The organism is Paenibacillus sp. FSL R7-0312 (genome assembly GCF_038004445.1).
Classification (GTDB): domain Bacteria; phylum Bacillota; class Bacilli; order Paenibacillales; family Paenibacillaceae; genus Paenibacillus_AQ.
The window spans coordinates 6,335,853-6,356,634 of the sequence record NZ_JBBORE010000001.1; the positions used below are offsets into that span (position 1 = coordinate 6,335,853).

Genomic DNA, 20,782 nt, shown 5'->3' on the forward strand with positions numbered 1-20,782 from the left:
TAGCCTAGTCTGCTCGTTCCTCACCCGTACCCTCTTCTACCGGCCCGGCTTTGTATTCACTGGGATTTCTCCCGCTGTATTTCTTGAACACTTTGGAGAAATACGCCCGGTCGGAGAAGCCCAGCGTGTAGGCTACATTCTCCACCGTCTCATGCGGGCGCGCCAGCATTGTGATCGCCATATTCATTTTGTACTGATTGACGTAATCGGTGAAATTGATGCCGGACAGCTTCTTGAAATAGCGGGAGAAGTAGCTGGCATTCAAATGCAGATGCTCCGCCATATCGGTCGAGGTCACCATCTGGTCCACATGCTCCTCCAGGAAACGGTCCACCTCCTGCAGCCGGATATCCTTCTCCTGCGCCGCCACGGGTGCCAGCGTATGCTGTCTCCACAGATTCCGCAGTTCCCGCTTGGTCAGGCGGGCCGCCTCCTGGATATGAACCGTCTGCTCCAGCTGGGTGAAGAAGTCCTCCTCGGCAAGGCCTCCGGCTTCAAAGGCCATCTGGCGCACAAAATTGCCGTAAACCTCCTTCACCAACCGGGGCAACAGCCTATCCGCGGTGACCTGCTGCGTCCATTGATTGACTGCCAGATCAATCCAGGCGGCCTGCCCCTCCTCCAGCGCCAGCGACAGCATCCCGCGTTCCTTATCTCCGCGCCATTCGGCCGTCTGCCCGAAATCCGCCTGTTCTTCAAGGACGGCAATAGGCGTAACCGCATGATAGAAGTTGTAATCGCGGCTGTCCATAAGCGTCTTATACAGCGAGTCGAAGTTCCGCAGCGGCACGGAAGCCCCGGAATAGAACCCCCGCAGGGTAATCTTGAGGTACTGCTCTACCTTGTCCAGCACCGATTGCATAAAATCAGTCAGCCCCGTTCCCGGGCAGCCGGGGTCAGCTATATTCCAGACCAGATAAATGTCTGCGTCCCTGCTCATAATCGGTGTAATGGAGGTTTCCCCGGCGGACAGCTCCAGCGCTATATTGTTCACGGCAAAATGAATCAGCGGAATATCCTTGTACCGGTAACGCTCGGTTACAGAGGCGGCATCCATATGGATAAACCCGTGGCGCAAATAAGGATGCTTCCAGGAGATCCCGAGGCGCTGTCCGAACTCCAGCGTCTGCTCCTGATCTGCTGTACCGGACAGGAGCTGCTTCAGGAAGCTCTGCTTCAGCACTTCCTTATTGCGCTCAATCGCCTGGCGGAAGGAATAACGCTCCAGCAGTTCTTCGCGGCTCTTGAAGCGGCTCATCGCTTTGCTTAAACTGCTCTTGAGCTGTTCAGGCGATAATTCATCCTTGATAAGATAATCATCCGCCTCCAATTGAATGGCCCGCTTCGAATAATGGAAATCCTCATAGCAGGTCAGGAAGATCAGGCGCACCTCCGGCTTCGTAATACGGAAGGCATCCGCCAGCTCCAGCCCGTCCATGCCAGGCAGGCCGATGTCGATAATAACGACATCCGGCAAAGCCGCATGAAACTGCTCCAGCGCATCTTCACTGCTGAAGGCCGAAGCTACCAGCTGCAGCTCCAGTCCCAGTGACCCGAGCAGATATTCTACATATTCCAGCATCGGGACATCATCATCAATCAGCATCAGGGTCATCAAGGGGGACCGCCTCCTTCTCACTCGTTACGGGGATATATAGGGTAAAAGTCATGCCATCATCATCTGTTCTTGCCTGTGCGCTCAGCCGCGCGCGGTATCCGTACAGCACCTGCAGCCGGCGTGCCGTGTTCACGAGTCCGACCCCTTTTTCCGGCCACAGAGCCGTGTCTTCATTTCCTTGCAGGCGGCGGTTCAGGCGCTGGAGCTTATCTTCCAGCATCCCCCGGCCATTATCGCTGATGCTGATCTTCAGCATATCGTCTTCAAACGCTGCCTCGAGCAGGATCGCCGGCTTCGCCGGACGTGCAGAGAAGCCGTGGCTGATGGCATTCTCGACAATGGGCTGCAGCAGCAGTCTTGGCAGCATAACCTCGCCCACCTTCTCATCCAGCACGCATTCAAAACCGATATCCAGGCGGTTACGGATCTGCATCACCTGCACATAGCTGCCCAGCACCTTGCACTCCTCCGCCAGCTCCAGCGGCTTATCTACATGAACATATACGCGCAGCAACTTCATCAGCGCATCGATCATCGCGCCATGGGACTGGTCACCGCTTAGCAGCAGATCCACCTTGATGGAATTGAGCGTATTCAGCAGAAAATGGGGACGGATCTGCGCTGCCAAGGCCTGAAGCTCCAGCAGCCGTTTCTCCTCCTGTTCACTCTCGACCTGCTGCAGCAGCTGATTCATATCATCCAGCATCTGGTTGAAGGCTGATGACAGCACCGCGACTTCATCCTTGCCCCGGACCGGAATCCGCACAGCGCGGTTGCCGCCGACATACTGCTTGACACTTGCCCGCAACAGACTGATCGGCTTATTGATATACCCGGCCCACAGCATGGACAGGATCAGAAACGCCAGGAAGAACAAACCAACGATCGAAATTGAAACCAGAAACTCGCGGTTGATATGGCTGTCGATGGAGCTGCGCGGCGTCTTGCTGGTGAGCAGCCAGCCCACTTTTGGAATACGGACCTCACTGACCAGCATCTGACTCTCCTTCGGGGTATCCGCTCCGCCCGTGACCGCGATACTTCTGCCAAGACCATCGGCCAGGGAGAGAATATTCGCGCTATTGCCCGTATCCAGCAGGGTATGAAAATAATGGCTTGGAATACCCACGTACAGCGTCGCCAGCTTCTCCTGATTCAGCGGATCGGTAATGAAGCGTACAGCGTAGTAATAGTCCGGTGCCGATGGGTCACCGCCGTAGGGGAACCATTGCAGTGAGATCTTCTCCTGCTCATTCAGCTTGCTGCTCTCCTGCAGAAGCTGCTCCGGCAGGCCCGAAAAGACGGGAATATTCTGGTTGCCGATCAGAATCCGGTTCTCCCGGTTAACCAGCATAATCTGCAGATCGGCATCCAGCGACTGAACGGACAATATATTGGCCGTGGTCTTGAGTTTATTGTAGTGGGTATACACTCCGTAGTTCCCGAAGTTCCCGGTGTTTTTTAAATAGCGCAGACTCTCCAGCACGGCCGGATCATAAGCCTCAGAGAAATAGACCGAGACAAACGAGATGCTGTCTACGGTTTTTTCAATTTGACTCCCGATAACCTTCAGCGTCTCCTCGCCTGAACGCGAGATTTTATCACTCACATTCTCTCTCACGGAGGTGTACGACCAGAAGGTAACGACAATAAAAGGCAGCAGGATCAGGATCAGGAACGTGAACTGCAGTCTGCGATGGAAAGAAAAACGGCTTAACCATTTCATAATGTATCCACCTTGTACTGTAATGTAAATTCAACGTCCCTATTATAATCCATAATCGCTGCCGCCTTTAGCTTCATTCATTATTTCTGGTTGGCCTGAACTACCTTCTCCACTTCGGCTGTCATTTCAGTCTTGACCTCATCGAAACTGCGGTTATCCAGCATAAAGCTGGCGAAGCCATTCTCCACAATCGCTTTCAGCTCACTCCCGTAAGGGACGCTGAAGGTATCCGGCATTTGAATATTCGGATCAAACAGGGTCTTGGACAGCGATGCGGTATCGATTAAATCTGTATTTTCTCCAAAGAAGCCGTTGATTAATTCCGTTCCGTCTACACCCTTGAAGGCTGGAATTTCTTTCGTGAATGTATAGGATTCCTTGGACATCCAGCGGATGAAATCATATGCAGCTTCCTTGTTCTCCGACTTCGCGCCCATCGCGAGCCCGCCGCCGGAAATATTCGTCATGCCCAGCTCTTCCGTATCCACGGAGCGCGGCAACGGAGCGTACATCGTCTGGAACTCATGCGGGAATTTCTCCAGATTCAGCGCCGCCCGGACAGCATAGCTTGGTACAGCGAGCATACTGGCATTTCCGGCAAAAAACTGCTGCAGCACATGATAGTTCGAAGCAAGCACATCGGCATACGGTTCAACGCTCTTATCTTCCTTCTCCATAGTGCGGCGGAGATTGAAGAAGTACTCGAAGGACGGATCATCGAAAATCGGCTTCAGATCTGCGCTCAGCTGCGGATGCGGCTTCTCGGTGTAAGCGATGATGTTCGGATATTCTCCCCAAGTGTGGAAGTACGTTCCGAAATGCTCGGGTGTCGTCAGCTTCTTGGCATACTCACGGAAATCATCCCAGGTCCAGCCCATCTCAGGCAGGGACAGCCCGGCTGCTTCCAGGTGATCCTTGTTAAAGACCGTCAGCCACTGAGTGGAGCTCGGCAGAATGCCGTATACCTTGTCATCCAGCTTCAGCAGCTTGGAATATTCATCCTCCGGTGTAATGCTCTCCTGCTCAAAGAAGGAGTTAAGCGGTTCCACAACACCGCGTGAAGCACGCTCCAGCAGTTCATCCTCATTCCCGGTCATGAATACATCGACCACTTCTCCGCCGGCTACGAGAATATCCAGCTTCTTCATGAAATCAGTACTGTCGCTATTCTGCACCAGTGATTCATATTCAACTTCCACTTTATCCTGGGATTCGTTATACGCCTGAACGGCCTGGTAGATCGGTTCTTCCGGTTTATCGGCCTTGAACGTGTAGAATTTGATCTTCGCCTTGCCTGCGGGCTGGTCTGTACTGCTGCTTCCGGCAGCCGGATCAGCCGAAGCCGGCGCATCGGTGGCGGCCGAATTACTGCTGTTGCCGTTCCCGCCGCATGCGGTAACGGAGAGCATAAGAATCATACTTGCTAATACTAAAGATAGTTTTTTCAAAGCAATTCCCCCTTGATTTGTTGTCTGCAGGCTCATTATACAATCTAAGGCCCGCGCACACCGTGTACAGCTTTGCGGTGTGCGCGTACACTTTTTTGACCTTCCGGTCCGGGCAGCTTTATCTACCCGGATACATTACTTTAACCCTTGACTCCGCCGATGGCAATGCCGTCAATGACTTGCTTTTGCAACGCCAGGAACAAGATAAGCAGCGGCAGAATTGCAGCTACGGAAGCCATCATCATGACGGAGATTTGTGTACCGAACTCTTCCTTGAAGAATTGCATCCCCAGCGGTATAGTATACAGCTTGGTCGAATTCAGCATAATCAGCGGTCCCTGGTAATCATTCCACGTCCAGATGAACTTGATAATCCCTACCGTAGCCAAGATCGGCCGGCTTAGCGGAAGAACAACACTCCAGAAGATCCGGAAGAATCCGGCACCGTCGAGCTCGGCAGCTTCCAGCATATCATTATGAATACCGATCATGAACTGGCGCAGCAGGAAGGTGAAGTAACTGGAGAACATCCCCATCAGGATGAGCGCTGCATGCGAATCGTAGAGTCCCAGCTCCTTGATCATAATATAGCGTGGAACGAGTGTCGCCTGCTCCGGGATCATCATGAAGGCCAGCATCAGGGTGAAGATCAGAGTTCTGCCCTTGAAATCAAGCTTGCTGAGCGCATAACCGGCCATGGCTGAAATCACAATTGTGGCAATCGTAGAGATTAGGGCAATTTTAAGCGAATTCATATAAAATAGTCCAAACGCAACGTCGCCCATCCATACTGCCTTAAAGTTAGCGATCAGATTCCAGTCCGTCGGAATCCATTGAATCGGGAAGGTCCATACCTCCTTCTCCGTCTTGGAGGCGGCGGACAGCATCCAGACCAGCGGCATCAGAAAAAATACCGAGAGCAGGGCGAACAGGGCGGTAAAGATCAGATTGCCGGGTTTTAATTTTCTGTTTGTCATTGCCTTTAGTTCCTTTCGCCGTAGACTAATAATGGACTTTGCGGTTCTGTGTCATCCAGGTAATCGACGTAACCAGCATGATGATGAGGAACAGCACCCAGGACATTGCCGAGGCGTAGCCCATTTTGAAGCGCTCGAACCCTTCCTCATAAATCTGGTACACGATGACCGTACTGGAATAGTTGGGACCGCCGTCCGTCAGGAACTTGATCATGTCGAAGATTTTGAAGGACGAAATCGTACTGGTGATCGCCAGGAAAAAAGTAGTCGGACCCAGCAGCGGCAGCGTAATCCGCCGGAACTGTCCGATCCCGCTCGCACCGTCAATCGTTGCGGCTTCATACAGTTCTTCCGGAATATTCGTCATGCCGGCCAGGAAGATGATGATTTGATAGCCCAGCAGCTGCCAGACGTAAATAATCATAATGGCGATCAGCGAGAAGCTGGTATCGACCAGCCAGCGAGGCGGCTCGGACCATCCGATCTGCATCAGAATCTGGTTGATCGGTCCTTTGGACGGGTGATAAAGCGCCTGCCAGACGGCGGCAATCGCGACGGTTGAACAAATGTAGGGCACGAAGAAGGCTACTTTGAAAAAGGTTTTGGCATACAGCTTCTTATGGATCAGCGCCGAGAGCACCACCCCCAGCAGCATCGTGACCGGCACCGTGCCGATCGTAAACAGCACGTTATTCTTCAGTGCCAGCAGGAAGCGGTTATCTCTAAACAGTTCGACGAAGTTGTCCAGCCCTACAAAGTGAATGGCGGACAAGCCTCCAACCAGATTCCACTCCGTCAAGCTGAGGAAAAGGCTGAACAGCAGCGGGAACACGGCGATGACCAGCATACCGATCACTTCGGGAGCGATAAAAAGCCATCCGGCCAGCTGCTCCCTTCTTTTGCGTGTCCAGTACGTTTTGGGCTCAGCCCCGGCTGTCTTACGGGTAACAGCAGATTCACTCATTGCATTCTCTCCCCTGCAGTTTCAGCTTGAATGTCCGGCAGATAGCCGCCTTCTTCCCGCAGGCGGCCGCGCAGACGGGCGACATCAACGGCATGTACGTCGCCGCCGGTCTGAGCGGCAGCCAGTGCTGCCGCGAGCCCGGCTGCTTCACCCATCGCCAGGCAGACCGGCATCACCCGGACACTGCCGAGCACCCTGCGGTCGCAGGAGATGGAACGGCCGGCGACCAGTACATTGCGCAGTCCGCGCGGCGTAAGGCAACGGTACGGAATGCCGTGCGATTCGCCCGGACCGTAGAGCGTGATGGATTGGCTGGACCCGGCGCCGCTCTGCTGCTCCTTCTGTGTGCCGTGCACATCGATGAAGTAGCTGTTGCGGCAGATCTCATCTTCAAAGCTTCTGCGGGAAATGTAGTCTTCCGCCGTCAGGACATAATCGCCGGTAATCCGCCGGGACTCCCGCGTTCCGATCAGCGTGCCCGTGTTCATGACCACCGCATTGCCGAAGGCCGCGGGGTGGACAGCGGCGAGCATGTCCCTGTAGGCACCTGCCATCTTGCGTCCTTCTACCAGCGCCCCGGATACAGAGAAGGGATTCGTGTTATCGACTCCCCAGAGATGTCCGGCATTGAAGCCTACGGCACGCGGAGCTACCATATTGTTGCACAGATGCGTATCCGGAATGGCCGGGTATTCCCCTGACCGGACCACCTCATGGATCGGGCTGTGCGGGTTCTCCGCATGCAGCTTCGGCCCGTTCAGATACGCATAGTCATCCACGTTGCCGAGGATGAAGCAATGGGTGGCGGGCTGAAGCTCGCCGGTCTCTTCGTCCCCTTGCTGGTACTCGGCCCCCGCCCAGGCAGCGACATCGCCATCCCCTGTGCAATCGACATAGACGGCTGCGCGGAAGGCCTGCAGGCCGCCTTTGTTCAGGAGGAGGAGGGTGGTGATGTTGCCGCTATCGTCTCTCTCCACATCCGCGAGCGAGGTCAGGAACAGGATATGCGCCCCCGACTCTGTTACGAGATCGTCATAGACCACCTTGAGCTTCTCCGGCTCAATCGGCACCCAGTCCATCGCCTCCTCCCGGACATGCGGCATTTGCGACTTTAGGGTATTGAATACCTTGGCCGCGAGACCACGGTAGACCATCTTCTCTTTATCCGAGAATGGGCACCAGGCCGGCACCAGGCCGGAGGTTCCCATTCCGCCCAGGCTCCCGGTTGCTTCGACCAGCAGCGTCCGCGCCCCTTCTCTTGCCGCCGCAGCTGCGGCAGTGCAGCCCGCAGGTCCGCCTCCGACTACAATGACATCGTAGGAGGAATTGAGCGGGATCTGTTTACTTTTCAGCGTATACGTATCGTTCTCCATGTGGCCCTCACTTTCCCGGCGGCCGGCCCTCTTTCCGTGGAGCCGTCCGCCACTCTTCTATACACTAATTTTAGCAAGAGACATTTGCGAGTACGGTATAGCTTTCATACGCCTTGATGTGCATTATTTTGACTATAAAATGCGTAGGCGGGAGACTCATGGGGTTGGGGTTGGGGTTGGGGTTGGGGTTGGGGTTGGGGTTGGGGTTGGGGTTGGGGTTGGGGTTGGGGTTGGGGTTGGGGTTCGAAGTGGAGCCGGAGTTCGAGTTGGTGTAGGCCGTGGAGTAACATTGGCACTTTGTGTGTGGGTGTGGGTATGTGGAGGAATGGACGTATGTATGCTCTGCGTGCGTGCATAGTATTTGCGTTTACTAGCGGAATCTCAGTCCGGTTCAGCTAGTGATGAGGACTGAGATTCCGCTAAATGATGGAATCAGGCGAAATCGCCTGTCAAACGGACTCAGATTCCGTTAAGTGTCAGAATATCCCCCATCTTAAGCCCGAATGACCAAATTAACGGAATCTCAGTCCGCTTCAGCCTCATTATTAGGTTTTTTCGTGAAATAAGCGCTTCTCAGTCCGCGTCTCTTCATTAGAGCAATCGCTCCTGCATCACCAGTAACCAATTTTGGCAAGCCACTAACCAACCGGCTGTCTCCGGAATAATTAGTCTAACTCATTCGTCCATCTAATCCACTTCCGGCGGAATCAGGGGAGTTTAGCTACTCATTTACTCACCCAGCCCACTCCAAAGCGGAATCAAGGGATTTTTGCTCCTCATTTTTACTCACCCAGCCCACTCTCCAGCGAATACAAAAAGAAACCGCCCCTTAAGCGTCGGGGGCCAGCCCACCCGCTCTTTAAGGAACGATATCTTTGTGCGTTTATTATTGCGCTTATTATTGCGCCAATTATACGGGTCCATGGACCAGATTTGTCTCCAACTGGCAATACAATAGAAAAAGGATACAGCCGCGGAGGATCGATAGGGAGGATTGCGGCCGTGCCCTTTGCTGCTATCTTACGCAAATTTGCAGACATTGTTTCATTATTATTTCAAATTTGAGAGTATCGCCCCGAGTATGAGTCCGGTCTCCAGGGCCATATCCTCAAAATCAGCCGCAGGCAGCGGATTCTTGCCTATGCCCAGCTCTACCGTGAATCCCGGCTTGCGGAAGCGCTGGATGAACCAGTCCTTGTATCCGGCATCGCTGCCGGTCAGCTCGACGGCCCGGTAGCCGCTCACCGCCGCAAGCCCTGCTGCCCACCGCTTACTCTCCGGCGGCTCGTAGCCCCGGTAGTTCCAGTAAATCTCTGCACCCTGGCTGTGCAGGGATACGGCCGCATCGCCGGGAATCCGCTCGGCCAGAGCAGCCAGCGCCGCTGCCTCCGGCTCACAGAGCGGCGCATGCCCGCTGTAATCCCGCGGAGCCGGACCGGGAACCTGCCTCCGGTCGCGCTCCTCTTCCCAGTGGGCGGGGAACTGATCGCCAAGATCCACACCGCGGATGTTGGCCTTCCAGTGGCGGAAGCTTCGCCTGCCGCTGTTCCATTTCGTCAGCGCGGCATAATAAGGATGATCCGGCATCGCACCTTCCTGCACCAGCTCGACGCCATCGGGATTCGCCATCGGCACCGCCCATAGCGTCCAATCCCGGTGCCAGTCCGCCGGCTGATGGCCATGCCACGCGCTGCCTGAAGCAAAGGCTGCTGCGTATTCTTCAATGAAGCGCATCAGCGAAGGCGCGGTCAGCCATTCATTGGCATGCAGCGCGCCATTCACATGCAGATGCCGTGAGCCGCTGCCGATCCGCAGCAGAATGATTGGCTTGCCGAGCACGCTGGTGCCGATGGCTTCTGTGCTGACAAAGGGATATTTGCCCGCCAGCCTGGCGGTATCCGTCTCCAGGTCAGCCGGCCCGTATTCACCGCGCAGATAGACTTCCTCACGGCGGACTGCAGCTGGTATTACAAGCACCTTGCCCGGCAGGCATATACGCCCCGAGCTTACTCCCGGATTCAGCATTTCCAGTTCGTCAATTCCCACACCGAACAGGGAAGCGATGCTGTATGCATCGTCCCCTTCCTGCACCGCATAACGCTTTCGCGGAGCAGAGGGCAGGAACAGCACCTGCCCCGGATATAAATAAGGCTGGCTTCCAGCCCATGGATTCCCTTGAATGACATGCTCCGGTGTCAGTCCGTGTCTTGCGGCTATACGGCTTACGGTATCTCCCCTGCGGGCAATATATTGCTGCATATGTCTCATCCTCCCGGCCCTCTTGAGCCGCCGTCCCCTCCAGCCTGTCCGGATATCTCCGCGAATACAGGCGGGACTCAGCCCTAGCCTAGTATATGAGCAGCAGCTCCATGTCATGAAAGATTTGAACATACAAAAAGCCGGGAATCCCGCTCCCGGCTTGTAACATCCGCCCCCGTGATGCCTGAGGGTTTGTCCCTATTCAATTCACCACTGAGAGCATCCCAGCCTACATCGAGGATACCTGCCATACTACAGGGGTACGGCTAATTTGCTCGCCAAGCCAGTCCCGGGCGATCCGCTGGAACATCTCAGCATCGCCGCTGCAAAAGAATTGGTGGATCGGGCTTTCATCTCCGCGCGCCAGCTGGCCTTTGTCATACAGAATAGTGCTGATCTCCCGCGCAGTCTCGTCTGCCGAGCTGATCAGCTTGACTCCCGGCCCCATCACTTTACCAATCGGCTCGACCAGGAACGGATAATGGGTACAGCCCAGAATCAGAGTATCAATCGGCTCGTATTTGATGCCGTTCAGTGACTCTGCTACGGCAAGGTGACTCTCCTCCGAGCGGAATAATCCCTGTTCTACAAAGGGAACAAGCGCCGGGCAGGCCTGGCTGACCACCTGGACGAACGGTGACAGTTGCTTCAGCGCCGCCGTGTACGCTCCGCTTTTGATCGTACCGATGGTGCCGATGACGCCGACCCGGCCATTCTTGGATGCGCTGATGGCTGCGCGGGCACCGGGGTGAATGACTCCGATCACAGGAATGGCTACCTTGGCGGAGATATAATCAAGAGCTGCCGCTGTTGCTGTATTGCAGGCAATAACGATCATTTTAGGATTAAATTGAATTAAGTAGTCCACGATTTGTTCAGTGAACAATTTCACTTCCTCAGTCGAACGGGGTCCGTACGGAGCTCTCGCCGTATCGCCGAAATAGATGATTTTCTCCCTCGGGAGCTGTCGCATCACTTCTTTGACAACGGTCAATCCTCCCACACCTGAGTCTAATATAGCTATTGCTTGCTGCACGAACACACCGCATCCTTTAACTTGTTTTGTGTAGCTTATGTAAGGCCGGAATAAAGTGTACCAGGATTTCAGCCCCAATTGCAGATAATACCCCATTTACCGGCTTAGTTCAAGTAAGGGATTCATCAGGCACAGCCCCGGACCGGAACAAGCCAGACCTGGAGAGGGACAGGAACGGCAAAAGCCGCCTTCCGCCTGTCTGCGGAAAACGGCTCCTCTATTGTTTGGTCAGCTTAAGAAAGTTCGCCTTCGCTTTTGCCGTCAACAGCATCTTCAGCTGCAGCAATACCGGTGTCTGATTCAGCTTCAATCTCAGCTTCGATCTCAGCTTCAGCGGCTTCCTCTTCCAGCACAGCTTCCACAGCATCCTCAGCAATTCCGCTTACGGTAGCCGTCTTAGCTTCTTCAACTGTATCCGTGGCGGCTTTGCTCCATTCTTTGACTTCACTGACGACCGACACTACAGCTTCTTTGGCCTTGCCGTAGATCTCTGTAGTCTTCTCACTGGCCTGAACAGCGATTTCCTGGACCTTATCGACCGCTTCAGTCGTTCCTTCGGCAATATCCTTACGGAGCTCCTTACCCGGTTTAGGGGCGAACAGCAATGCTGTCACCGTTCCGACCACACTGCCGGCAAGCACACCCCAGAGCAAGCTTTTGGTATCCTTTTTCATCATCAATCTCTCCTTTGGATTCAAAGTGCCTCTGCCCGGCCGCCCGGGCGATCGCCTAGTTCTGGTATATCATAAGCATAGAGAGTTTGTCCTGTGACTGATCATTTGGAGTTTTCCGAAGTTTTCTCCTTTTTGCTTGGAGTGATTGCATAACGGCAGCATTGGCCGCCTTCCGCCATACATTCACTGCGGGTAACCGTCGCATCCAGCAATTCCTCGAACAAATGCTGCTCGCACTGGCAGGCCTTGCGGTACTGGGTAGCGACCTGGCGGATTGGACAGTTATATTCCCGCATCACATACGAACCGTCCTCTTCCTTGCTCCATTCCGCCATATACCCCCCGGCATTCTGAATCGCTGACAGTTCGGCAACACGCTGCTCCAAATCGCGGTTCTGCATCATCGGGGTGTACTGGGCAAGCATACGCCGCCTGCGGCCTTCAAAAAGCACATTAACCGCATCCAGCCCGCTCCCGTGATCCAGCTCCCGCAGCAGCTCCAGCGCCAGATTGTGATAGCTTTTGGGAAAATGATCTTCCGCCCGTTCGGTAAGCGAGTATACATGCATAGGACGTCCCATGGCCTGGCGCACCACCTTGGTCTTTGCAAGCGACTCCTGCTCCAGTTGAAGCACATGACGGCGGACGCCCATTTCGGTAATGCCCAGCTCTTCCGCCAGAGCGCCGATGGTCAGCGGCCCTTTCATCTTCAGCAGCGTCATAATCATCCGCCTTGTCGAACCGCTTTCCTGACCCTTCTTCGCCATAAAGGACCTCCTTTCTGTCTCACTACATACTTTATGTTATGACTGAACCGTTACTTCAATTCCCAGCTCCCGGTCCAGATAGCCGCGCACCTCGGAGGCGAACTGTTCCAGCACACTTGGCAGCACCAGCGTCAGCGGGTGCAGCGCCTTCCGTTCCCACACATAATAGTCCTGAACCAGAGGCTTGCGCAGGGCTACCAGCGAGGTCAGCTCAGGATAAATCCCGCTGTTACCCAGCACCTTTTCCTCATGAATAATGGAAATAATATCTTCATAGCTCCCGGCATCCCGCATAATGAACCCGTCGATCAGACAGCTGCCCACATCGGTAACCACTTCTACCGCCAGATGCAGGCAGCGTTCCTGAACAAGACCGAGTATCGTACTGCCATCCCAGGAAGAAGCCGCGTGCCGGAGACCGTTATTCAGATCAGGGATTTGATCAAGTATCGTTTCAATTTGCTTCCGGTTGACATAATACACAGATGACCCTCCACCCTACGGTTATTTGTCCTGCCACTCCATAACTGCCGCTACTTCCCTCGTTTGCCCCGGCGCTTCAGCCAGAACAGCATAATGAAGCAAGCCGCAAAAAAAACAATCAGATACGTTAACGCTTCCATCGGATACTCAAGCTCACGCATAACCGTCACCGCTTTCCGTACTTAATGGGTTCCAGCCTTGCAGATCATTTGCTGCCTAAATCTCGTAATCCACAGCCACAGAAACATCCTTGACTTCGTTAATGTGGGCGATAACTTCCTTGTGGGCCGGATGAACCTGATAAGCCTGCAAATCTTCCATGGAGGCTACAACGGTAACCAGGGCGATATCATACGAACGCTCGGAGTGAATCAGATCAGCCCCTACTTCAATAGAAATAAGCTGCGGAATTCTTCCTTCCATGTTGCGTAGAACGGCTACTGTCTCTTGTACTTTGTCGGGGGACCGGTCCTTTAATTTGAAGAATACAATATGCTTGATCATCTATCTCGCTCCCAGCTCATGATTAATATATATTTGATTACTAAAAATATATCATAAACAGCAGCATTACTGAAAGAAACTTAGCGCTGCACGAAACGAAGGCATTTGATCTGGACGAAAGCATTAGTGTAATGTTAAAGTCATATACAGCTAAACTAGAAGAATTACCACTTCATTAATTCAGTATATCGGAGGAATTATGCCTAAGAATCAGCAAGAACCACATAAAATTCAGGCCTGGTCTCTGATCAACCGCAAATATCTTGGACAAGGTGTACGTGTCAAAAGATTTCGCCGGCCAAAGCGCAGCCAGATCCGCAACCGCGTTCTGCTGGCCATTCTGATGGCTAGGGACATGAAGCTCTCCAGACTTGCAGAAGAGCTCTCCGTTTCCTCGCGCAGCGTAAGCGCATGGGTGTATGAAGGCCGCATTCCCTCCAGAACCAATCTGGACAAGGTCTGCCGCCTGCTCGGTTATCCGTCCCATATCTTGTTCAATGAAGCTCTTCTGCGGCAGAGTCCGATTGTGTGCCAGCCGACCCCGTCCCGTTTCATGAAAAGAACGATTGCCCGTTCACCGCAAAGCAATGCCATCCTGACCGGACTCTGCATGGTGTATGATTTCTCAGTAACCGATGTCAGCATCTGGATCGGTGTCCATCCCGGCACGTTCCGTAAGTGGCTGCACCAATGCCATCTGCCTACCCCGGCGCTGCAGGAGAAAGCCGAGAATTTCTTCCGGATTCCGCGGCATATCCTGTTCGCCGATTGTGAGCTTCACTAGTGTAACCGCCTGAATAAAACGTCTGAATAAGGCCCTCCTCCTGTTTGGAGAAGGGCCTCTTGCTGCGCTCCTGCACCTGTTTATTTTTTGCGAGCGAGAATGTATCTTAGTATGTATTCATGGGTCCCGCCCTGTGGACTCTCCAGCGGTTCAGTAAATGCCCCCGTCTCCAGAATCTCTGTACCGGCAAAATGCCCCCTTAAATCGCTGTCGCTGAAAAAATGGGCATACTTATCTGCCTTGTATTCATAAGTGCCCGGTTCAAGCTCCGTCCCACACCCATAATTGGGATCTTCATCGGAGAAGCTGGTGAAATAGAGCAGCCCTCCGGGGCGCACCTGCTCAAGACACGCTTCAATCAGCCTGCGGCGGTCATCCGCCAGGAATAGATGCAGCACGTCATAGCAATACACGGCATCCACCGGATGTTCAAGCTGCGGCTGCAGAGCAGATCCTGCGATAAAGGTTGTCCCGGGATCCCATTCTGCGGCCAGCTCCAGCGCGGCTTCACTTAACTCTATACCGTAAACGGTAAATTCAGGGGCAAACACTTTGGTGTTCCGCCCGTAACCGGCACCCGGAACCAGGACGGAAGACGCCTCGTTTTCCATAAACCTCTGTTTGGCCCACCCGGCGGACGCACTGGGCCGGCTCCCCCAGATCATCCCCTCCCGGGCAAACCGCTGACTCCAATACTGTGACATAACACTTCCTTCTTTCTATCCAGGAAATTGTGATGCTGTACCTTTGGCTCCCGGCTCAGCGGCGCTTACTGCGCATAGCATTCAGCAGCGTCACACCGGCTTCACCGCTGGAAGTATAATAATCGTACTCCGGAGACTCTTTGGCGTACAAGGCGATTTTACCCTCTGCATCATAGTGGACTCCCCAGCCGTACTTCTTGGGCAGCATGGAGGCCCGCAGGCAAGGATGATTCTTCGTGAACAGCTCTGTCCAGATCTCTTCCCGGCGGGCGTCCCGCTCTTCTTCGGGAATTCCTTTGTGCCGTACATGGACCTGATACAGCAGCTCTTCATGGTTATAGTGGTAAGGCGCTCCGGCCAGCAGCTGGTATTGAATGACATGAGCGGGCGGAAGCGGCCGTCCCGAGACCGGGGTTATGCCAATTTCTGCCGGGCAATCTTCAGCAACAAGGATAAAAGTATCGGTATAGCTCATTTAGAAGCCTCCTTCAGCTGCGGAATATCTTTTCCTCTATCATAATTCACTCCGCTGCATCAGGCAAAGTCAATGAATATGGCAAAACGGCTGGTCCCCTGTATCCCAGAGAATCAGCCGTCTTGCGGCAGAGCATCTATGAAGTTAACGGTCTACCAGCTGGACTTGGTGATACCGGGAATTTGTCCCTGGAGTGCGAGCTCGCGGAAGACGATCCGGGATACATGGAATTTGCTTAAGTACCCCCGTGGTCTGCCGGAGACGGTGCACCGGTTTTTTTGACGGGTAGCCGAGGAATCACGGGGCAGCTTCTGCAGCGCCATATAATCTCCCGCCGCTTTCAACTCTCTGCGTTTGTCCGCGTATTTCGCCACCAGCTCCTGCCGCTTCAGTTCCTTGACAACCTTCGATTTCTTAGCCATTGTATGGATCAGCCTCTCTTCTTCTTATTCGTTCAGCGCCGCACTCAGAGCTGTAAGATTCTGGCGCATAACGCCCAAGTAATCCAGATTATCCCTGATATCTTCCTCCGTCAGTCCTTCAATCGGATTCAGTACGGCTGTCTTGGCTCCAATTTCCTGGGCAATAGTGTCAGCCACGCCGGAGGATACCAGAGTTTCGAAAAAGATCGTTTTTACGTTATTCGCCTTGGCAAATTCTACGATCTCTGCCATTTGAGCAGCGGATGGCTCCTGCTCCGGTGACAGCCCGGCGATAGGCACTTGAGTTAAGCCATATTCACGGGCCAGGTATCCGAAAGCGGCATGCTGGGTAATAAAGTCCTTACGTTTCGTATCCTTCAGCCCGTCTTTGAACTCCTGGTCCAGCTGCTGCAGCTTGGCGATATAGGCTTCGCTATTCGTTTTGAAGGCTGCTGCATTCTCAGGCGAGGCTGCGGATAAAGCCGCTTCAATCGTGCGGACCTCCTGGATCGCCATAGCCGGGGCGAGCCACACATGCGGGTCAAGGCCGCCGTGATCATGGCCTTCTCCGGCATGTGCTTCTTCCCCATGTTCATCCTCGTGATCATGTTCGTGGTTGTGATCAGCCTCTCCGGACGCTGTGCCTTCTTCATGGGCATGCTCATCCTCATGCTCATGCTCATGGTCATGTCCCTCTTCCTCTTCCGTTCCTTCCATGATTTCCAGCCCTTTACTGGCTTCTACGGTAATCAGTTTGCTGCCGGAGGCCCCGTCTACAACCTGCTGCGCCCAGCCTTCCATACCGGCTCCGTTATAGACAAGCACATCCGCCTCGGAAATCTCAGCCATATCCTTAGCGGTCGGCTCCCAGTCATGCGGCTCGGTTCCAGCCGGAATCAGGACTTCCACATCCGCAAGATCACCGGTAATATTCTTCGTGAATTCATACATCGGATAAAAGCTGACCTTAATATTCAGCTTGTCTGCCGCAGGTACGGTTGTAGCTGCAGCCGCTGAGGACGGTGCGTTAGCAGCGCTGCCGGTAGAGGCAGCATTGCCTGCAGTATTGTTTCCGCAGCCGGAGACAATAAGCATAGCGGTGAGAGACAAGGCAGCAAGGTGGCGGATTCTGAATTTGGACTTTGATTTGGAATTCATCATATTTTTCGGAGACCCCTTTTCTTAAATGGTTGTAGATTTATGAATGTTGCGGCGGTTTTTCAATGTAATCAGCCGTTGTACGGCTATGGCACTCAGCAGAAATACGAGCAGAATAAGCGCAATCGTGCCTCCAGGAGGCGTGTTGATATAATACGAAGCCGTCAAGCCGCTAAAAACACCGGTTAATCCGACACCGACAGAAATCAGAATGGCTGCGGTAAAACCGGACGCAATCCGCAGAGCAATGGATGCCGGAAGCACTATTAGCGCGGATACCAGCAGCACGCCTACAACAGGCATTGCAGCGGCAACAGTCATGCCGGTAAGAACCGCGAAGGAGAAGGACAACAACCCTGTATGAACCCCGCCGATGCTGGCGGTCTCCTCGTCAAATGTCAGGCTGTACAGCGGCCGGCGCAGAACAATGAAGTAGACAAGTCCGGCGGCGGCCACGATAGCAATCAGCTTAAGCTGGGTATCACTCACGGCAACGATGGAGCCGAACAAGTAAGAGCTGAAGCTCTTGGTCAGGTTCTGCTTCAGGCTCATCAGCATTACGGCCAGCGCCAGACCGGAGGTCATAATGATAGCTACCGGAAGCTCACTGTATGTACGGTAAGAACGGCGCAGCTGCTCGATAACCAGCCCTCCGGCTACGGCCACAGTGAATCCGCTGATGGCCGGGTTCCACTGCAGGACTGATCCCAGCGCCACACCTGCAAGTGAGACATGGGACAGGGTGTCCGCCATCAGCACCTGCCTGCGCAGCATCAGATAAACGCCAAGCAGCGGACCAATAATGCCAATCAGGCCTCCTGCCCAAAATGCACGCTGCATGAATTCGTAACCAAGCATGTCCAGCCCTCCTGTTCCTGCCGTTCCAGGCTGATCACCGTATCCAGATAGGATCTTGTCTCTTCCAGGCCATGTGTAACCATAATGACGGTGCGGCCATGCTGGCTGACATAATGCCGCATCAGCTTGTAGAAGCCGCTGCGGCTGGCTGTATCCATGCCGGTTGCCGGCTCATCGAGCACCAGCACCTGCGGCTGCTGGGCCAGCGCCCGGGCGATGCAGATCCGCTGCTTCTGCCCGCCGGACAACTCGCCGATTCTGCGGTTACGGTACTCCCACATATCGACCTGACGCAGGCTGCTCTCCACCAGCGCTTCCTGTTCCTTCGTGAAGCGGCGGAACAATCCCAGCCTGGAGTAGCAGCCGGAACGGACCAGCTCGATGACCTTGCTGGGAAATCCGGCATTGAAGGAGGCGACTTGCTGCGGCACATAGCCGATCACCAGCCCGCCCCCGCCGGCAAGCTCCTTGTTCAGGGAGACCGTTCCGCTCCAGGGCTTCAGCAGGCCCAGCATAAGCTTGAGCAGCGTGGTCTTCGCCGCCCCGTTCGGGCCGGTGATCCCGATGAACTGTCCGGCTTCAATATCCAGCGACAAGCGGTCAATGACCGGCTCGTTCCCGTAGCCGAACACAACATCCCGCATGGATGACAAAATCATAGTGTATCGTCTTCCCTTCTTCATTCAACTTCAGATGGAGCACCGCAAAGTCTATTCACAGGCAACAGCAGTAGATTTAATCGTAATAATTACGTTTTAACTCTATTGATATTATCGTAATATTTACGATCTGTAAACCCAAAACCGGAATTTAATCGTAATTAAACTCATTAGCCCCGTAATCTAGGCAGTAAAAAGCCGGAACCGACAGTCTCGATTCCGGCTCTTCCGCGAATTTAGATGCTCGTCCTGCATTCCACCATAACTCCAGATACCCGTCTTCCATTCCACCCGGATATAAATGCCCTGTATCACCCGAGTTCAATTCTTAAACCCTAACCTTCCGCCCGCTGCACGCTTCTCCTCAGCTGTCTATTCCTGCCCAGCAGCAAGCAGCTCCTCTGCCGGCCATGGCAGCGGATTGTTGAACTCGTTCCAGTCCAGCTGCATTTCTTCCGCGCTAAGCAGGCAGCGGTCCAGCCGGGCTTCAATGTCTGCACGGTTCATGCTGACACCGATGAACACGATCTCGTTCAGCCGGTCGCCCCACTGATCGTCCCACTTCGCCTTGACATCCGGCTCACTGGCCAGCACCTCCAACTGCTGGTCCTCCGGCATCGTCGCCAGCCAGTAACCGGCCGGACCGAACTGAATGGACGGTCCCGCCTGACTGATGGTTGCGGCCAGATCCCCGCGCGCGGCCAGCCATACCAGACCTTTAGCCCGGACTACCTCGGCCGGCCAGTTGCTGAAGAAGAAGCTCAGCCGCTGCGGATGGAATGGCGTTCTGCGCCGGTAGACAAAAGAGGTGATGCCGTATTCTTCCGTCTCCGGTGTATGCTCCTCCTTGCCAAGCTCCGCGATCCAGCCGGAGGACAGACTGGTCTGCTCGAAATCAAACAGACCTGTATTCAGGATCTCTGAAGGGTCAACCTCCGCATTAACCGTGCGGATGATCTTCGCGCGCGGTTGAAGCCTGCGCAGCACAGCCTCCAGCTTGTTCAGCTCCTGCTCTTCCACCAGATCGCATTTGTTCAGCAGCAGCACATCGCAGGTCTCAATCTGGTCAATGAGCAGATCGACGATATCCCGGAAGTCGCCTTCGCCCGCAGTCATATTGCGGTCCAGCAGACTGTCTCCCGAAGCGAAGTCATGCCAGAATCGGTTGGCATCGACTACCGTAACCATCGTGTCCAGTCGGGCAAGCTCAGTAAGATCAATATCCAGCTCCGGGTTCGCATAGGTGAAGGTCTGGGCTACCGGAACCGGCTCGCTGATGCCGGAAGACTCGATCAGAATATAATCGAAACGTCCTTCCGACGCAAGATTATTCACTTCCCGCAGCAGGTCGTCGCGGAGCGTGCAGCAGATACAGCCATTGGACATTTCCACCAGCTTCTCCTCTGTCCGGGAGAGAGTATTGCCGGATTTCACCAGCCCCGCATCCACGTTCACCTCACTCATATCATTCACAATGACTGCCACCTTAAGGCCATCGCGGTTATGCAGGATGTGATTCAGGAGTGTGGTTTTGCCGGAACCGAGGTATCCGCTCAGCACAGTAACAGGAATTCTCTTCATTGATTTACTCCTTACACAAATTTAGTTTAGGACAGCAGCGCACCCACCGCCCGTCTATCAGAACTTCTTCCTTCCCAAGGTACTGCTCAGCATCCTTAGCGGGTCTCACGGTGCAGCGTTACACGCTTCAGGCGCGGGCAATATTTCTTCATCTCAAGCCGTCCGGGCGTGGTTCTCTTATTCTTCGTTGTGGTGTAGTTGCGGTCGCCAGACTCCGTGCAGGCCAAGGTAACGATTACTCTCACTAAAATTCAACTCCCTCTCATTTATTCGTAATTATTACGATTTACACATTCTACATGGTCCGCCTGT

Annotated in this window: 21 protein-coding genes; 1 reads left to right on the top strand and 20 read right to left on the bottom strand. The window is 54.1% G+C overall.

Annotation, left to right across the window (positions count from 1 at the left end; genetic code table 11):
• Nucleotides 1-4 precede the first annotated feature (4 nt).
• The 12 genes from MKX70_RS27685 to MKX70_RS27740 all read right to left on the bottom strand — a co-directional run bounded on the left by MKX70_RS27685 (nt 5) and on the right by MKX70_RS27740 (nt 13,829).
• On the bottom strand, nt 5-1,615 hold the full coding sequence (locus tag MKX70_RS27685) for a helix-turn-helix domain-containing protein (protein WP_340841702.1): 1,611 nt from the start codon (nt 1,613-1,615) through the stop codon (nt 5-7).
• Nucleotides 1,596-3,344, bottom strand: a complete 1,749-nt coding sequence (locus MKX70_RS27690; protein ID WP_340841288.1) for a sensor histidine kinase — start codon at nt 3,342-3,344, stop codon at nt 1,596-1,598. The genes MKX70_RS27685 and MKX70_RS27690 overlap by 20 nt, the downstream gene beginning before the upstream one ends.
• 80 nt (nt 3,345-3,424) lie before the next feature.
• A complete protein-coding gene (locus MKX70_RS27695) occupies nt 3,425-4,792 on the bottom strand; it encodes an ABC transporter substrate-binding protein (RefSeq protein ID WP_042234984.1) in 1,368 nt (455 codons plus the stop codon).
• 140 nt (nt 4,793-4,932) lie between these two features.
• A complete protein-coding gene (locus tag MKX70_RS27700) occupies nt 4,933-5,769 on the bottom strand; it encodes a carbohydrate ABC transporter permease (protein ID WP_340788327.1) in 837 nt (278 codons plus the stop codon).
• 25 nt (nt 5,770-5,794) lie between these two features.
• On the bottom strand, nt 5,795-6,733 hold the full coding sequence (locus MKX70_RS27705; RefSeq protein WP_042234980.1) for a carbohydrate ABC transporter permease: 939 nt from the start codon (nt 6,731-6,733) through the stop codon (nt 5,795-5,797).
• Nucleotides 6,730-8,106 carry an FAD-dependent oxidoreductase gene (locus MKX70_RS27710; protein ID WP_340841289.1) on the bottom strand — a complete coding sequence of 459 codons (1,377 nt, stop codon included), beginning with the start codon at nt 8,104-8,106 and terminating at the stop codon, nt 6,730-6,732. The genes MKX70_RS27705 and MKX70_RS27710 overlap by 4 nt, the downstream gene beginning before the upstream one ends.
• Nucleotides 8,107-9,156: 1,050 nt before the next feature.
• The gene (locus tag MKX70_RS27715) at nt 9,157-10,365 is read right to left on the bottom strand and encodes a M14 family zinc carboxypeptidase (RefSeq protein ID WP_340841291.1); all 1,209 of its coding nucleotides are present in this window, start codon (nt 10,363-10,365) and stop codon (nt 9,157-9,159) included.
• Between the two features lie 229 nt (nt 10,366-10,594).
• Nucleotides 10,595-11,401 carry a glutamate racemase gene (gene racE, locus MKX70_RS27720; protein WP_042234972.1) on the bottom strand — a complete coding sequence of 269 codons (807 nt, stop codon included), beginning with the start codon at nt 11,399-11,401 and terminating at the stop codon, nt 10,595-10,597.
• Between the two features lie 233 nt (nt 11,402-11,634).
• Nucleotides 11,635-12,078: a YtxH domain-containing protein gene (locus MKX70_RS27725; protein ID WP_340841293.1), complete on the bottom strand. Its 444-nt coding sequence runs from the start codon at nt 12,076-12,078 to the stop codon at nt 11,635-11,637.
• Between the two features lie 98 nt (nt 12,079-12,176).
• The gene (locus tag MKX70_RS27730; RefSeq protein ID WP_340841294.1) at nt 12,177-12,842 is read right to left on the bottom strand and encodes a helix-turn-helix transcriptional regulator; all 666 of its coding nucleotides are present in this window, start codon (nt 12,840-12,842) and stop codon (nt 12,177-12,179) included.
• Between the two features lie 36 nt (nt 12,843-12,878).
• Nucleotides 12,879-13,325 carry a DUF86 domain-containing protein gene (locus MKX70_RS27735; RefSeq protein WP_042234967.1) on the bottom strand — a complete coding sequence of 149 codons (447 nt, stop codon included), beginning with the start codon at nt 13,323-13,325 and terminating at the stop codon, nt 12,879-12,881.
• Between the two features lie 216 nt (nt 13,326-13,541).
• Nucleotides 13,542-13,829 (bottom strand): Dabb family protein, encoded by a 288-nt coding sequence (locus tag MKX70_RS27740; protein WP_039308729.1) that lies wholly within the window; start codon nt 13,827-13,829, stop codon nt 13,542-13,544.
• Between the two features lie 199 nt (nt 13,830-14,028).
• Between MKX70_RS27740 and MKX70_RS27745 the strand changes: the two genes are divergently transcribed.
• Nucleotides 14,029-14,613 carry a helix-turn-helix domain-containing protein gene (locus MKX70_RS27745; protein WP_042234965.1) on the top strand — a complete coding sequence of 195 codons (585 nt, stop codon included), beginning with the start codon at nt 14,029-14,031 and terminating at the stop codon, nt 14,611-14,613.
• 80 nt (nt 14,614-14,693) lie between these two features.
• Here the strand turns inward: MKX70_RS27745 and MKX70_RS27750 are convergent, their stop codons facing one another.
• From MKX70_RS27750 to rpmG, 8 genes are all read right to left on the bottom strand, one after another.
• A complete protein-coding gene (locus MKX70_RS27750; RefSeq protein WP_042234963.1) occupies nt 14,694-15,317 on the bottom strand; it encodes a class I SAM-dependent methyltransferase in 624 nt (207 codons plus the stop codon).
• Between the two features lie 55 nt (nt 15,318-15,372).
• Nucleotides 15,373-15,792 (bottom strand): DUF6157 family protein, encoded by a 420-nt coding sequence (locus tag MKX70_RS27755; RefSeq protein WP_042234962.1) that lies wholly within the window; start codon nt 15,790-15,792, stop codon nt 15,373-15,375.
• A gap of 152 nt (nt 15,793-15,944) precedes the next feature.
• Entirely contained in the window at nt 15,945-16,214 is a 270-nt protein-coding gene (gene rpsN / locus MKX70_RS27760; RefSeq protein ID WP_039308720.1) for a 30S ribosomal protein S14, read from the bottom strand.
• Nucleotides 16,215-16,238: 24 nt separating this feature from the next.
• A complete protein-coding gene (locus MKX70_RS27765) occupies nt 16,239-17,372 on the bottom strand; it encodes a metal ABC transporter substrate-binding protein (RefSeq protein WP_042242156.1) in 1,134 nt (377 codons plus the stop codon).
• Nucleotides 17,373-17,396: 24 nt separating this feature from the next.
• Entirely contained in the window at nt 17,397-18,236 is an 840-nt protein-coding gene (locus MKX70_RS27770) for a metal ABC transporter permease (protein WP_340841703.1), read from the bottom strand.
• Complete coding sequence (locus MKX70_RS27775) at nt 18,182-18,889, bottom strand: metal ABC transporter ATP-binding protein (protein ID WP_042234958.1); 708 nt, start codon at nt 18,887-18,889, stop codon at nt 18,182-18,184. The genes MKX70_RS27770 and MKX70_RS27775 overlap by 55 nt, the downstream gene beginning before the upstream one ends.
• Before the next feature lie 372 nt (nt 18,890-19,261).
• Nucleotides 19,262-20,470, bottom strand: coding sequence for a GTP-binding protein (locus MKX70_RS27780; RefSeq protein WP_042234956.1), 1,209 nt, complete (start codon nt 20,468-20,470; stop codon nt 19,262-19,264).
• Between the two features lie 95 nt (nt 20,471-20,565).
• Nucleotides 20,566-20,715: a 50S ribosomal protein L33 gene (gene rpmG / locus MKX70_RS27785; RefSeq protein WP_081956465.1), complete on the bottom strand. Its 150-nt coding sequence runs from the start codon at nt 20,713-20,715 to the stop codon at nt 20,566-20,568.
• Between the last annotated feature and the right edge of the window lie 67 nt (nt 20,716-20,782).